Origin of the sequence: Geomicrobium sediminis (genome assembly GCF_016908595.1) — a bacterium.
GTDB classification, from domain to species: Bacteria; Bacillota; Bacilli; order Bacillales; family Marinococcaceae; genus Geomicrobium_A; species Geomicrobium_A sediminis.
In genome coordinates this window covers 424,033-439,574 of the sequence record NZ_JAFBEC010000001.1, presented here as the reverse complement: position 1 = coordinate 439,574, position 15,542 = coordinate 424,033, and the positions used below count along the sequence as shown (strand labels likewise).

General features: G+C 43.6%; 10 protein-coding genes. All 10 read left to right on the top strand.

Features of this window, described 5'->3' with window-relative positions:
• Window positions 1-20 precede the first annotated feature (20 nt).
• The 10 genes from JOD17_RS02225 (at window position 21) to JOD17_RS02180 (ending at window position 15,499) form a co-directional block, all read left to right on the top strand.
• Window positions 21-1,196 (top strand): acyl-CoA dehydrogenase family protein, encoded by a 1,176-nt coding sequence (locus JOD17_RS02225; RefSeq protein ID WP_204695513.1) that lies wholly within the window; start codon window positions 21-23, stop codon window positions 1,194-1,196.
• Between the two features lie 70 nt (window positions 1,197-1,266).
• Complete coding sequence (gene fabG / locus JOD17_RS02220; protein WP_204695512.1) at window positions 1,267-2,028, top strand: 3-oxoacyl-ACP reductase FabG; 762 nt, start codon at window positions 1,267-1,269, stop codon at window positions 2,026-2,028.
• Between the two features lie 17 nt (window positions 2,029-2,045).
• A complete protein-coding gene (locus JOD17_RS02215; RefSeq protein WP_204695511.1) occupies window positions 2,046-2,495 on the top strand; it encodes a MaoC family dehydratase N-terminal domain-containing protein in 450 nt (149 codons plus the stop codon).
• A complete protein-coding gene (locus JOD17_RS02210; protein WP_204695510.1) occupies window positions 2,492-2,899 on the top strand; it encodes a MaoC/PaaZ C-terminal domain-containing protein in 408 nt (135 codons plus the stop codon). Before JOD17_RS02215 ends, JOD17_RS02210 begins: the two co-directional genes overlap by 4 nt.
• Window positions 2,900-3,190: 291 nt before the next feature.
• Window positions 3,191-4,666: a sodium:solute symporter family protein gene (locus tag JOD17_RS02205; RefSeq protein ID WP_204695509.1), complete on the top strand. Its 1,476-nt coding sequence runs from the start codon at window positions 3,191-3,193 to the stop codon at window positions 4,664-4,666.
• A gap of 20 nt (window positions 4,667-4,686) precedes the next feature.
• A complete protein-coding gene (locus JOD17_RS02200; protein WP_204695508.1) occupies window positions 4,687-6,366 on the top strand; it encodes a M3 family oligoendopeptidase in 1,680 nt (559 codons plus the stop codon).
• Between the two features lie 479 nt (window positions 6,367-6,845).
• Window positions 6,846-12,230, top strand: coding sequence for a S8 family serine peptidase (locus JOD17_RS02195; RefSeq protein WP_204695507.1), 5,385 nt, complete (start codon window positions 6,846-6,848; stop codon window positions 12,228-12,230).
• A gap of 172 nt (window positions 12,231-12,402) precedes the next feature.
• Entirely contained in the window at window positions 12,403-13,500 is a 1,098-nt protein-coding gene (locus tag JOD17_RS02190; protein ID WP_204695506.1) for a YecA family protein, read from the top strand.
• 175 nt (window positions 13,501-13,675) lie between these two features.
• Window positions 13,676-13,993 (top strand): RNHCP domain-containing protein, encoded by a 318-nt coding sequence (locus JOD17_RS02185; RefSeq protein WP_338028740.1) that lies wholly within the window; start codon window positions 13,676-13,678, stop codon window positions 13,991-13,993.
• Between the two features lie 114 nt (window positions 13,994-14,107).
• Complete coding sequence (locus JOD17_RS02180) at window positions 14,108-15,499, top strand: fibronectin type III domain-containing protein (protein ID WP_204695505.1); 1,392 nt, start codon at window positions 14,108-14,110, stop codon at window positions 15,497-15,499.
• The last annotated feature ends 43 nt before the right edge of the window (window positions 15,500-15,542 follow it).

The following is a 15,542-nucleotide window of genomic DNA, read 5'->3' as shown; positions in this document are numbered from 1 at the left end:
GACAAAAAGGAGTTTTTACGATGCATTTACGACTAACAGAAGAACAAAGAATGGTACAGTCCACAATTAGAAAGTTTGTAGAAAAAGAACTTATGCCGTTGGAAAATGACGTTTTACGTAACGAATTAGAAGGAAAACCGAGTCTTCCTGCCGAAAAGGTAAAGGAGCTGCAACAAAAAGCAAAAGCAGCGGGATTCTGGGGGATTAACACACCAGAAGAATACGGTGGAGCAGACCTCGGTCAGATGATGCTTGCGCTCGTACTTATGGAAGTTTCTAAGACCTTTGTTCCGTTTAGCTTCGGTGGTTCAGCAGACATTATTCTTTACCGTGCAAATGAAGAGCAAAAAGAGAAATACTTACTTCCAACAATTGCGGGAGACAAGAAATCTTGTTTCGCCATCACTGAACCTGGCGCAGGATCAGATACGCGTAACATTAAGATGACCGCCTACAAAGACGGCAATGATTGGGTACTAAACGGTGAGAAGACATTCATTACCGGTGGAAACGAAGCAGATTTTGTTATGGTTATTGCAATTACCGACAAAGAATTGCACGAGAAAACAGGTCGTGAAGGCGTGACGTGCTTTATTGCTGACCGTAGCATGGGCTGGACGTCAGAGTACATCCATACGATGGGTGAGTGGGGACCAGCGTCATTGTTCTTTGAAGACGTTCGTGTACCTGAAGAGAACATTCTTGGTGAAATTCATAAAGGATACGACTTAGGACTTGAGTGGATTGGATTTGCACGTTGGATCGTTGGTGCTCGCGCCGTTGGTTCTGCTGAGCGCTTGCTCAATATGGCGATTGACTATTCGAAAGAGCGTGAAACATTCGGACGCCCGATTGCAGATCGCCAAGCGATTCAGTGGCAAATTGCAGATTCTGCCGTAGAGCTAGAAGCTGCTCGATGGCTCGTCTTAAATGCAGCGTTTAGCCTTGATAATGGTGAAGACAACCGCCACCTCGCATCAATGGCAAAATTATACGGTGCAACGAAAGGGAACGACATTATCGACCGCGTTCTTCAAATCCATGGTGGAATGGGGTATACGAAAGAATTACCGATTGAACGTTGGTACCGTGAAGCACGTCTTTGGAGAATTTATGATGGAACGGATGAGATCCAACGCCTAATCATTAGCCGTAACTTAATTAAAGGTCACGTGAAACTCGGTCAATTTATCTAAATGTAACGTGGGTGAGTGCAGGTATTTCCTTACTGAGCGCTCACTCATCTTTCTAAAGGAGCGAATAAGAATGGGAAATTTCACAGGTAGATCAGCCATCGTGACGGGTGGTAGTCACGGGATTGGTTTAGGGATTGCTAAGCGCTTTGCAGACGATGGAGCGAAAGTGGCAATCGTTGATATTAATGAAGAGAACTTACAAGCAGCCAAAGCGTATTTCGAAGAACAAGGACAAGAAGCCAAGACAATTCAAGCGGACGTAAGTAATTACGAGTCGATGCAAGCAGCGGCACAAGAAGTGCATGATGACTTCGGTTCTCTAGATATTCTCGTGAACAACGCTGGCGTCATTCGTGACAACATGTTGTTTAAAATGACCGATGATGACTGGGATACCGTTATGAATGTTCACCTAAAGGGTTCATTTAATGCTGCCCGTGCTGTACAGCAATACATGGTGAATCAAAAGTACGGTCGAATCATTAACATTTCATCCACTTCAGCACTTGGTAACCGTGGACAGGCAAACTACGCAACAGCAAAAGCTGGCTTGCAAGGGTTTACGAAAACACTGGCTATTGAACTCGGGAAGTTCAACATTACGACAAATGCAATTGCACCAGGATTTATTGAGACAAATATGACAAGAGCAACGGCTGAACGCATTGGTATTTCATTCGATGATTTAATTCATGCGAGCGTTTCTAACATTCCGGTTGCTCGTAGTGGGAAGCCAGAAGACATTGCTAACACCGCGGCGTTCTTCGCAGACGAGCGTTCTGGTTTTGTAAATGGTCAAGTCATTTACGTCGCAGGTGGTCCGAAAGCCTAACAAAAGGAGGAATCGTAATGTTCCAAGATGCAGTAGGTTTAAAATCAGAGAAAATAAAGAATACCGTTGAACGTGGTGCTGTAAAGAAGTTTGCAGAATCAATTGGTGACGTCCATCCACTTTACGTAGACGAATCATACGGTAAAGACTCCCGGTTCGGGAAGAATATTGCGCCACCAACGTTTCCAAGAACGTTTGATTACGGGACAATTAAGGACTTACATTTGCCAAATGTAGGACTCATTCATGGGGAGCAACGATATCATTACAAACGCCCATTGCTCGTCGGAGAAGACGTCTATTGCTATGCAGAAGTGAAGAGTTACGCTGAAAAAGACGGAAAAAGCGGTAACATGGGCTTTTTAACACTAGCAAACAATGGTGTAGATGAAAACGGTGAAATCGTTTTTGAATCCACATCGACGGTCATTATTTCTGAGACGGTAAGGAGGAAGTTAAACGTATGACGGATGTAAAGACAATCAAAGCAGGTGAATCGTTGGAATCGATCACATTACCTCCAGTCTCCCGTATTGATTTAATCAAGTATGCCGGTGCTTCCGGTGATTTCAACCCGATTCATACGATTGATGAAGAAGCGACAGCAGCTGGACTTCCAGGCATCATTGCGCATGGCATGTGGACGATGGGCAACTTAACAAAACTATTCACACCATATCTTGAAGACGGTCTCGTTACAGATTACCAAATCCGTTTCCGAGGGATGGTATTCCTTGATGATGTCGTGACGCTTCATGCGACGGTGAAAGATCGTGATGAGAAAACGGTCACCTTTGAAATCGGAGCAAGTAAACAAAACGGAGATACTGCATTAAAAGGCGAAGCCGTTTACGAACTACACGGCGCTTAAAAAGAATAATCAACTACCTGTCCAAACGTGATGAACATTCGTGATCAAAATGATCCGAGGCGAGTCATGAGTAGGGCAGGTTTTTTTGTTAGATAAGCTGTCGAAAGTGCTGAAAAGGCTTTGTACGAGAAGGATTATAGTACAAAAGGGGGGTGTTCCTTGTTGGGTGATTTAACGTTATTAATGGTCGTCTGTTTACTGCCGATCGTTGCATCGTTCGTACTTGGTGGATATTGGCTCAAGCATGAACGGTTTCCGTGGGAGAAATAGAGAGGAGGTGGATTTTCCAAGATGATATACGTTGGGATGGCGATTGTATTTCTAATTATGATTGTGACGGGCGTATTGTCCTATATGCAATCCAAGGGGCTCGCATCGTTCTATGTGGCCGCAAGAAGCGGTCGCTGGTATTTAATTGCCGGATCATTGTTCGCCTCGGGTGTAAGTGGTGCGACTTTTCTTGGGGTAATGGCTTGGTTTTATGAGTTAGGTGCAGGAACGATGTGGATTCCGGCTGGTATTGCTTGGAGTTATTTTGTACTTTGCTTCTTAATCGGTCCTAAGTTGAGGCGTTTCGGTCAATTGACGATTTCAGATTACCTTGCTGAGCGCTTTGATAGTCCGCTTCTACGACCGGTATTCTCCATAATCGTCAGTGTATGGATGGTGATTTTACTCGGCTCACTTTATGTGCAAGGTGGATTGTTATTTTCGCAAATGTTCGGAATGAGTTACACCCAGAGTACGTTTATTACTGCAGCGTTTGTCGTCATCTTTACAGTGTTTGGTGGTATGGTCATTATTTTGAAAACGGATTTTATCGGTACGTTTATTATTATCGGATCTCTCGTCATCACGATGCCGTACTTAATTCAAGCTTCTGATGGTTGGGGAGCTGTTACGACGTCCATTCAATTGGAATCTCCGAATTATTTTACGTCTACAGGCGAATTGACAGCACTAATGGCGTTTTCTTGGTTTTTTATTTGGTTGTTCGGTTATCTTGGAAATCCTGGATACTTAACTCGTTTCTATTCAGCAGTAAACGAGCGTGAAATTATTAAAGCCGGAATTGCAATTGCTGTCATCTACTTACCGGCGTTAACGCTATTCTTTATTTCAGCAATTTATGCTCGTTCTTTGTTTCCAAGTATTGAAGATCCAGAGTTGCTCTGGATTGCTTATACGATGGAATATGCACCTCCAATTGTCATTGGGATGGCGATGGCGGGGATGTTTATGGCAGTCATGACATCGGCGACATCGTGGTTACTCGCAGGTGCATCAAGTATTGGACGAGATATTTACCAAAAGATCATCCACCGCAACGTTTCCGAAGAACGAATGCTCGTCGTTACGAAGCTACTCGTCTTAGTTTTAGCAGCACTCTCGGTACCAATTGGAATAGCAAGACCGGCGTACATTATGGAAATGATGAACCTTGCGTATTTGATTGCAGGAAGTGCGGGTGGACTCGTTATTTTACTTAGCATGTTTTATCGTAATATGACAAAAGAAGCGGCATGGGCAGGCATCATTTCGGGAGCTTTTATAGCGATTGGTGCCTCAATCCTACAAAACATTGGCATATGGCCTGCGAGCATTGATCCGATGATCCCAACTGTAATCACCGCGTTCCTCATCATATTGATTGTTAGTCGTCTTACAAAGCCAAATCACAAAATGCTTTCAGTCTATGATCGAATGAATGTGCGGGAGAGTTCAGCGTCGTCTTCAAGCAGGAATTCCTCGATTTCTGTAGAATGATCGTTTAGAGGTGATTTAAAATGAAGAAATTCCATGAGATGGAATACGATGGAATTAATGTTGAAGAAATTCAGAATAAAACCTATGCAATTACGGCACAGTTCCAAAAAGCGGACTCTTTTGACGAGCAAAATCGTCTATTGCACGACATGAACGAAATAAAAAAAGAGGTCACGACCCAAGAAACACTCGTGTCGATCCGTCATTCAGTCGATACAACGGACGAATTTTATAAGCAGGAACAAGAAAAGATGGATCAAGTTTTACCGGAACTACAAGAAGCATTTCAATCATTTTCGAAGGCGCTCGTTTCGGCAACGTACCGGGAGCAATTAGAGGAGCGATGGGGTTCCCAATTGTTTGCATTAAAAGATCTTCAGTTGAAAACATTCGCTCCAGAGATCGTACCAGACCTTCAAAAAGAAAATAAGTTATCATCCGAGTATTCCCAGCTCATCGCTTCTGCCAAGATTGAATTCCAAGGGGAAGAATATACACTTGCCCAACTGGCACCATTTGAACAAGATACAGATCGCTCGGTACGAGAAGCTGCAGCAGTTGCTCGTACGACGTTTATGGCAGATAACGAAGCTGAACTTGACCGCATTTACGATGAACTTATTCAAGTACGAACAGCCGCAGCTAAGAAACTTGGCTTTGAGAATTTCATTGAATTGGCGTATGCACGGATGTCGCGTACGGATTTTGATCCAAAAGATGTGGAGAAGTTCCGAGCACAAGTGAAAGAGCATATCGTTCCATTTGCATCAGAATTGAAAGAAAAGCAACGTCAACGCATCGGTGTAGACACGCTCATGTATTATGATGATCAATTTAAGCATCCTGATGGCAATGCGAAGCCAAAAGGTGACGCACAGTTTATTTTGGAACAAGGAAAAACGATGTATGTTGAGCTTTCTGAAGAGACGAAGTTCTTTTATCGACAGTTGCTGGATCGTGACTTAATGGATGTGCTCTCTCGAAAAGGTAAACAGAGTGGAGGGTACTGTACGTTCATCGCAAATGAAAAGGTTCCTTTCGTGTTTGCGAATTTCAATGGAACGAGTGGGGACATTGACGTGTTGACTCACGAAATTGGTCATGCGTTCCAAACGTATGAAAGCCGTGAATTAGGTGTTGAAGAATACCAGTTCCCAACGATGGAAGCTGCAGAAATTCACTCCTTTAGCATGGAATTCTTTGCATATCCTTGGATGGAGAACTTCTTCAAGGAAGATGTAGATAAGTACTTCTACGACCACCTTGCGGGCAAGGTTTTTGCCCTTCCGTACATGGTGGCTGTAGATGAGTTTCAACATCGAGTGTATGAACAACCTGAATTAACATCAGCGGAACGAAAAGCCATTTGGCGTGATTTAGAGCGTACCTATATGCCGCACATTAATTATGGAGATAACGACTACTTAGAAGGCGGTAGTCTCTGGCAACGACAGTTACACATTTTTGTGATTCCTTTTTATTATATTGATTACGGTTTAGCTCAAATTTGTGCTTTGCAGTTTTGGAAGAAGGCAAATGAAGATCGTGAAGCTGCCTGGAATGATTACCTTGCTCTCTGTAAATTAGGCGGTTCTCAATCATTTGTGAACCTCGTTGAGTCGGCAGGTCTTAACAGTCCGTTTGAAGACGGGGTTGTAGAAGACGTCATGCAAGAAGTGAAGGCATGGTTTAAGCAGTAAGAAACGACCACTTTAAGTAATGTACGTTGCTTAGAGTGGTTTTTTCGTGTCTAAACTGAATTTTTCTAGAAAAAAGTAGGACTCGTTCGACGACGCTTTGTAATCATTTTTTGTTTCATTGCTGAACGTACAGAATGCTCGACAGCAATCCCTACCGGTTGTCATCGTCTCGACAGAACCATACAAATTCTCACAGGTTTCATCATGACAATCGAAGTAAGGGTGTTGGTTCATTGGTCTCTCATTGAAGGATTGTTCACTTGAAGATTAGATGTTCCTCATCAACCATTTGTACTAAAAAATGGTAAAAACAAAAGTGGTTTATTCTCATTTTTTTAAATATTTAATCTAGTAGTATTAGAGTGACAACAAAGACTTCCGACATAAATCTTCATACTCATAAGGAGGTGACTTTCGGTTCGACATTCTCTGTTTCATGTAGAGCGTTCACCGGAGTATAAGAAAAAAGGAGGAAACGAATGAAAAAAGGTAAACTCGAAAGGCGTAGTCTGTCTGTCATGATGATTGGTGCACTTATTTTATCTCCTTATGCTAGTGTCCTCGCAACTCCCTCCATTGCAAGCGCAAATCAATCAGATGTGAACGATGTACAACGAGAGCTTGCAGATCGAGCAAGTGAAAAAATTGACGAAGAGGTAGTGCGAGCATTTCGACAAGACCAGCATGTGTCTGTACTTATTGAAATGGAAGAGCAAGTCGACACTGCTGTTGCAGCACAGCAAGGGTTGCAATCGGTTGGGTCTAATGCAACGCCACATCAACAACAGCGTGCAATCAGTAACAGTGTCTACAATGCACTAAGAAGCACAGCAACGGATACACAAGCAGCTACTGTCAGCTTACTTGAAGCCGCTGAAGAAGAAGGAAACGTCATCGAATACGAAGGGTACTACATTATGAACGTTGTCGCAGCAACCCTTGATCGAGACACCCTTCGTACTCTGTCTTATCGCCCAGAAATTAGCCGCATTAAACTCGATGAATTTATTGAGTTGGATTTACCAGAAGTCTCGAGTGAAGAAATCGAAGCGACTGACGACAATGTGGAATGGAACATTGACCGCATTGGTGCACCGGATGTGTGGGATGACATAGGCGTTACCGGTGAAGGCATTACGGTCGGTATTATTGACAGTGGAACGGATTGGACGCATGAAGCGCTTCAAGAAAACTGGCGTGGATATAATCCAGATGACCCTGAAAACTCCGATCCATACGGAAACTGGTTCGATGCTGTTGAAGGTCAGGATATGCCATATGATTTGGCTTCTCAGCCGCATGGTTCACACGTGATGGGGACTATTCTCGGTCAGGGTCCTGATGATGAGAACAAAATCGGTGTAGCTCCTGATGCCAATTGGATCTCTGCAAGGGCATTCTCGGCTCTTGGTGGTACACAGTCAGATCTCCTTGCATCGGGTCAATATATGCTTGCACCAGAAGATGACCCCTCTTTAGCACCAGACATTGTAAACAACTCTTGGGGTGGTCAACCTGGGGTGAATGATTGGTACCGACCAATGGTTCAAGCGTGGAAAGACTCAGGCATTATGCCGACATTTTCTGCAGGAAACTCCGGTCCAGGAGATGAAACAGTTACTCCTCCTGCAAACTATCCTGAAAGCTATGCAGTAGCAGCAACGGATATCAATGATGCGGTTGCAAGCTTTTCAAGTCGTGGACCTAGTCAATATGAAGGCGACCAAAAGCCAAATGTCTCCGCTCCTGGAGTGAACATCCGTTCATCAGTACCAGGTGGATATGAAGCCGGGTGGAACGGAACTTCAATGGCTGCTCCTCACATTGCAGGAACAGCGGCATTGTTGTTATCCACAGACAGTGGACTGACACCAAATGAAATTGAAGCCATCATCGATGAGACTGCAGATCCGTTAACGGACAGTCAATATACGACGGTTCCTAACGATGCATATGGCGTGGGAATGGTGAACGCATACGAAGCGGTTGCTTCGATTGCTGGTAACTTAGGAAGTATTGAAGGTTCTGTATTGCAAGAAGGAAGCGATGATTTGCCTCCTGAAATCGAACATTCTCCTTTAGAGAGTGTGTTTGCAGGGTACGATGTGCCGATCACAGCAACGATTACAGATGATGTATCTGTTACGGATGCTGAAGTTTGGATGACAAATGATGAGATTAATCACCATTACGTGTTCACGATGGAACAAGTATCGGGTGACCACGAAGAAGGTACGTACCGTGCTGTTCTTCCTGCTAACCTTCTTGGCGACGAATCATTTGAGTATTTCATTCAAGCTAGTGACTACGGTAATAACGTTGCACAAACAGAACGTTATTCTGTAGAAGTTGACTTTGGTGTTACACCTGACAACTACAGTGAAGATTTTGAATCTGAGCCAATTGGTTGGGTGCTTGAAGGTGACTGGGAGTGGGGAAGCCCTGAAGTCGGACCTGAACCTGTAAACGGGGAAAACCTCGTTGGCACAAACTTGAGCGGCAACTATAGTGATGATGAGCATGTACTTTATAGTGTTCCCATTGATTTGCGTGACGCTGAAACGGCATCACTTCGCTTAAATGAATGGCGAGAGGTCATTTCAGGTGTTGATTATGCAAATGTTCTTGTCTCGGATGACTACGGAGATCATTGGGAGCAAGCCTTAGAATTTACTGGTAACAGCGACGGATGGCAGTCCCTTTATGTAGACCTTGATGATTATGTTGGTAGTGAAGCGCCTGTTCTTGTTGCTTTTGTTCTAGAATCGAACAGTGCAACAACTGCTACAGGTTGGTATCTTGACAATGTTCATCTCGTCGGTGAAGACGTGACAGCGCCTTCAGTACCAGAGAACTTGGACGTTACATCTAGTACGGCAGGACTTCAATTAGATTGGGATGCACCAGTCGATGAAGAGCTTGATTTACACGAGTACACGGTTTACCGTGCTACAGATGACGAATTTGACTCCATTGCGACGACATCTTCTACAACGTTCCAAGATTTAAACGTTGAAGGTGGTACAGAGTATACGTACGTCGTAACAGCGAGTGATTATGATGGCAACGAAAGCGATCCTTCAAACGAAGTTTCAGCTGTTGCTCCGAACATCACCGTTTTCTATCACAATACATTCCAAGAGGATGATGGAGGTTTTGAAAGCGGTGGAACGAATAGTTCTTGGGAATGGGGAGAGCCGACCTCAGGACCAAATGAAGCACTAACAGGTGAGCGTCTGTGGGCGACGAACTTATCTGGCAACTACAATAATGCTGAAGATAGCTATATCGGTAGCCCAATCATTGAACTAGATGACGTAGATCTTGCTGAACTTCATGTAACTCATTGGCAAGACATTGAGAACAACTGGGACTATGGATTTGTGCAAGTATCAAGTGATGACGGTGAAACGTGGGATGAACTTGCTGAATTCACAGGCCGTGATCAAGCTTGGGCTCAAGCAGAGATCTCTCTTAATGATTATTTAGGCGAAAGCATTCAAATCCGCTTTGCTTTTGATTCTGACAGTATCATCGCTTACCCAGGTTGGTACATTGATGAAGTGACGGTTGTTGGAACGAGTGAAGATGTTGAACATGTTGCTGAAAATGATGACGTAAAAGCAGAACGCCCATCTGATGAGCGCATTGAGCGTGAACTTGAACAGGTGACAAATATCCCTGCTCCGGATGGCTCAACGCCTTATGAAGAGTCTGATGTACGCGAAGAAACATCAACAATTGCTCCTTCCGTAAGTGGATTACCAGTATCTTCAGCAGTCACTGTGCTTGAGACGAATCGCTCAGCGACAACGAATCCAGCGACTGGAACGTATCGCATTAACCATAGTGAAGGTACGTATACGGTCGAAGCAGATGCATATGGTTTCTACTCTGAGCAACAAGAAGTGACGGTTCAAGAGGGAGAAAGTTCAACGGCCAATTTCATGCTTACAGAGATTCCTACAGGTGAAATTACGGGAACTGTTGTAAATGAAAGAAATGATGAGCCGGTAGAAGATGCGACCGTTCGCGTCGTTGAAGACCCGGCAATTACAGATGCAATCACCGATGAAGATGGGAACTTCACATTGGAAGATGTGCTTGAAGGCGAGTACACGATCGCTGTCTCAGCACCGAGCTTCCACAGTACACAAATGAGTGGAATTGAAGTTGTCGGCGGTGAAGCAACCGAAGTAACGGTTGAAATGCGCCCATTTATCGGCTTTGATGATGAGATTGCATATGACAACGGCAATGCTGAAAATGCCGTCGTCTTAAACGCAGCAAACAACGGGATGGCTGTACAATTTACACCGAGTGAAGCTGCGAGTGTTAATGGCGTGAATCTTTACGTTTGGGGTGACGATTTCCCTGTACCAGGAGGTACAGAAACTCAAATCGCTGTCTATGATACAGACGGTGAAGGGAACCCAACGACTCAGCTCGTTGAGCCTTTTGAGATCGAAGTAGAACGTGGAGCTTGGAACTATGTTGACTTATCTGAATATGGCGTTGTAACAGATCGTGATTTCTTCGTAACGACCATTCAAACGCAAATTGGGGACTTATCTCCTGCGGTCGGTACAGATATGTCTTCCAACAACGCTGAACGCTCTTACCTGTATGTGAGCGGAAGCTTTGAACAAGAATTAAGCTATGGTAACTTTATGATCCGTGCCGACGTCTCTTATGAGTTAGAGGCACCGGTAATTGAGACGCCAGAAGATATGACGTATACGAATGAAGAGAGCATTGTTGTAGAAGGATCGTTGCATGAACAAGCAGAAGCAGAGATGGTCATTTACAACAATGAGGAAGAAGTAACGAGAACAGAGGCTGAAGCAGGTTCTTGGAGTGCGGAAGTTGATTTAACTGAAGGCGAGAACGTACTTGTCGCTCGTGCAGAAGTTGAAGACGGTCTATCTGATCCTTCAGATCCAGTAACCGTTATTAAAGACACGGTAGACCCGGTTATCACGATTGAATCACCAGAAGATGGTGAAGTCACGAACCGTGAAGCCATTACTGTTACTGGAACTGTTGAAGATGAGAACCTTGATTCTCTTACAATTAATGAACGAGAAGTAGAGGTTTCTGAGGACGGTGCATTTAGTCAACGCCTTCTTCTAGACCTTGGCGAGAACGAAATTGTTGTAGAAGCAACGGATCTCGCGGGTAATGTTTCTACAAAACAAGTTACAGTATATGCTGGGTTTGAAGCACCAACGATTGAAAATGTTCAACCAGCAGAAGATGTTCACTTGAATGCAGGGGAAACGGTTCAAATATCGTTTGATAGTGTAAGTGGATTGGATGCTTCGTTTGTCATTCAAATGCCACTCGTGAACTTGCCTGATCATGTCGTTGAATTACCGATGCGTGAAACGTCAGAAGGGCATTATGTTGGGTATTGGACAGCAATCTCAAATGCTGTAGCGAACGGTGCTGTCATTGAACTCCGTGCGACAGATCAATTCGGCAACGAAGTTCGTGAAACAGCAGATGGAAAATTGTTCATTAACGTACCGTCGGAAGAAGAGCCGGCACCAGCGCCAGATGCGCCAAGAGCTGAGTTTACTTTGCCAAATTCGATTGAATCAGGCAAGAGCTTCTTCTTAGACGCTTCGAATTCCGTTGCTGATGGGGAGATTGTAAATTACTCATGGGCATTTGGAGATGGAGAACGTGCTTCAGGTGAACAAGTGAATCATACGTATTTGCGTGAAGGTACGTACACCGTAACACTAGGAATTACAGATGAGCACGGTCAGACTGATGTCGTGACGAAACGAATTCATGCAACAGGAGAAGCATCTGTTATTCTACCAGTACCAAGACCAGGTTTTGGGCTCATGCGTTAATGATAGAAAGGGATGCAGGCTGGATTCATAGGCTTGCATCCCTTTTTTCCTATACTAAAAGAAGACTTTAAGAAAGATTTCCAGTCGCTCCCTATGTTGGGAGATTGAGTTTTCCGCCAGAATCAGCTATCTTAGTACTATAGGGTTGGGTTGAAATTGTAACAAGGGGCGATTGGAAATTAAACGTATAGGACGAAATGAACCGTGCCCATGCGGTAGCGGGAAAAAATATAAAAAATGTTGTGGGAAAAACGAAACAGTACAAATCTCTGAAACTGTAAACCAAAACTTACGTGATCTACAAGATCAATTATTCAAACACGTCATGAACAAAGAAATGAAAAAAGTAAACAACCTCGTTCATGCAAAAGTAGACAGTTCTGGATTGCACACAGAAGGAAAGAACTTTGTGCAGTTCTTCGGAGCCATTTGGGTAATGGTCTGTCATTCCTTTGAAGGTAAGACGATGATGGAGCGCTTTGTAGAAGGACGTCTGCCGAAACTGCATCGCCCTTCTGTCATTGAGAGCTTTAAGCAGTGGCCATCCGTTGCGCCATCGGTCTATGAAGTTCAAGAGATCAAAGGGGACAATGTGATTGTTGTTGATGATATTTTTACGCATGAACGTACTCACGTTCTACTTAATCAAGAGAACTATGAGCAAGGTCGCGAACCTGAAAAGGGCGAGTTGTTATTAACCGTTCTATTGCCAGCAGGTGAAATGAAGCAAGTCTTTGCAGCGCCATTGCAATTGTTAAAAGATCACGCCAAAGAACGTAAAGAGACGATCCTAGCTCAATATAACGATAGTGACTATCAAGATTCACGAGCATACATGAATGAAGAGTTCTTAAATGTACTACTCATTTGTTTATATGGTGAAAAAAGCTCATCAGAAGACAACGATGTAGAACCAGCTGCACTTGAGACGAATGAGCAACAAGAAGTTGTTGAACAGTACGCAGCGTACATGGCAGGTCAAGATAAGGAAGAGTACCGCCAAGTAGGAGAGCTGTTGTGGCGTCGTTATTGCGAACGTGAAGAGCCGAACATTCGCAAGGCAGAAGTGTTCTCAGCTACATTAAGTTACCTAATTGAAACGAAGATCGCGAAAGCGACTGTCACGAAGAAAGCCATTGCAACGCACTTTGGTGTATCACCAAGTACGCTATCAAAGCGCCTTAAAGAGCTTGAATCCTCACTAGCAGGCGATGTACGTGAAGTAAACAAGGCGTTAGAGCAATTGGAAAAAACGAATACAGGAACATGATATTGTTTAGAGCTTCCAAAAGTATAATAAAAAGGTTAGGTGTTGTGTACAAGTCAATTACAACACCTAACCTTTTTAAACTTACAAAACTAATGAAGTAAATGTTGAAAGAATTTGAGTGAACGTTTTGTGCTAAACTAGCATGCAGAACAATGAATGATGGAGGAAGAGAAAAGTGAGTCGAGCAACAGAGAATACACAATTCACATGTGAGCATTGTGGAATGGTAGTCGAACCTTTGGAAAACGGAAGTTACCGCAATCATTGTCCGAGCTGTTTATACTCCAAGCATGTGGACGTCATTCCGGGAGATCGTGCATCAACTTGTCACAGTCTAATGGAGCCTATAGACCTAAAATCTCATTCGAAAAAAGGCTTTCAATTGCTACATCGATGCCTCGCATGTGGTCATGAACAATACAACAAAATTGCCGAGAATACAGCACAAAGCGACGATATCATCGCTTTTATGCGAACACGAAGTCGTGACTAAAGACCCTTTTTCAATTTATGAAAAGGGTTATTTTTTTTGTGGGCGAAATTCTCGTATACGTCGAGACTGTTTTGCGCAAATCAGTTTATTCAAAATGTAGGGGAGTGCAGAATTTTGAAGAGACTGATCGGTATTAGCATGGTAAGTGTTTTATTATTTGGTGTTCATTATTCTTCCTTGTTTGCAACAGACACATTTATAAGTTCTGATGATGAAGTATCAACTTTGGAAGTGATGCAGATTGAACATCAACAGCATTCTACTCGAACAATTCAGCACCCGGGACAGCTGGAATTAGAGGAGAATCTTGAAGCCGATCAGTCGTTTGATTGGCGTACAGATCAAGAAGTCATTGCTGGACAATTGCTAACTGTCCACTTTGTTTTTGAGTCAAATGATCAAGCAAGTGGTACATTGACGTATAACGCTGATCAATTGGAGTTGCAAGATGTGGATTTAAGTCGTCATGGAGATGTTGATCAAAAAAAAGGATTGGTTTCTATAGAGGTATCGGATGAAGGAGTTCATAGCGGGGTTGCTACTTTTCATGTAAAAGAAGATGTGATTGGTACGACGGACATTTCGATGGAAGAACTTGTGATTGATCACAAGTCTCATGAAAGTGACGTGCTCGAAGTAAACGTCGTTCCAGGATTACATCTTGAGGTAGAAGGACGTTCTGTAGGGCATGAAACGGAGATTGTTGTTACAGATGAGAACGGGAACGGCGTAAAAGGCGCTTCGTTACACGTAGAGACTGAAATCCCGCGCGTACAGACGAAAGAGGCAACGTCGCTTTACCATGACCTTCACGAACAACAAGAGAGCCATTGGTTCCCCGTTGGACCAAACACACAGTATTATGTCTATGAAGAAACGGAGACGGGTGATGATGAATTTATTGAGATATCAGGGAATGAACAAGCGAAGACATATCTCAAAAAATCTGATGCAGAACCTGTTGATTGGAGTGAGATTCCAGTCACAAATGAAGAAGGGTATCTAGTTACTCGCATGTTAACAGCACTTGAAGGTGATGTGAGAATCCAAGCTGTTGCCCCTGATGGGCGTAAAAGCGAGGTGTGGGAAGGTGAGATTGTCAAAGCAATAGGTGATGATCAACCTGAAAATATAACGTTCGATTGGTACAATGAACACCCAAACAGACAGGCGATTCATTTTGAAGCGCACCCTAGAACAGAGTCAGGTTTTATAGAAGTTGTTGAAAAGCGAGATCCAGAGAAATTCTATAGCGCTGCGGCGAAGCGCTACGATGCGTCAACAAAATTAGTCTATGATGAACATGGTGAGAAGCGGTTGTACACGTCTTTGGCAACAGAACTTGAGCCTGGGACGACCTATGCTTATCGTGTAAACGTTGATGGAACTTGGAGTGAAGAATCATCATTTGTAGCGACCAATCGCTCTCGTGAAACGAAAGAAGAGCGATTGAGTACGGTGAAAAAGCCCAATTCGTTTCTTCCATATCACTTTAAAGAAAGTTAATTGATTGTATAGAGATCACTCACATCTCTGTGACGTTCGCATA

Excerpts from the sequence above, each read along its gene's own strand:
- fabG (WP_204695512.1), top strand. The coding sequence starts at position 1,267 with ATGGGAAATTTCACAGGTAGATCAGCCATCGTGACGGGTGGTAGTCAC.
- JOD17_RS02225 (WP_204695513.1), top strand. The coding sequence starts at position 21 with ATGCATTTACGACTAACAGAAGAACAAAGAATGGTACAGTCCACAATT.
- JOD17_RS02210 (WP_204695510.1), top strand. The coding sequence starts at position 2,492 with ATGACGGATGTAAAGACAATCAAAGCAGGTGAATCGTTGGAATCGATC.
- JOD17_RS02195 (WP_204695507.1), top strand. The coding sequence starts at position 6,846 with ATGAAAAAAGGTAAACTCGAAAGGCGTAGTCTGTCTGTCATGATGATT.
- JOD17_RS02200 (WP_204695508.1), top strand. The coding sequence starts at position 4,687 with ATGAAGAAATTCCATGAGATGGAATACGATGGAATTAATGTTGAAGAA.
- JOD17_RS02205 (WP_204695509.1), top strand. The coding sequence starts at position 3,191 with ATGATATACGTTGGGATGGCGATTGTATTTCTAATTATGATTGTGACG.
- JOD17_RS02215 (WP_204695511.1), top strand. The coding sequence starts at position 2,046 with ATGTTCCAAGATGCAGTAGGTTTAAAATCAGAGAAAATAAAGAATACC.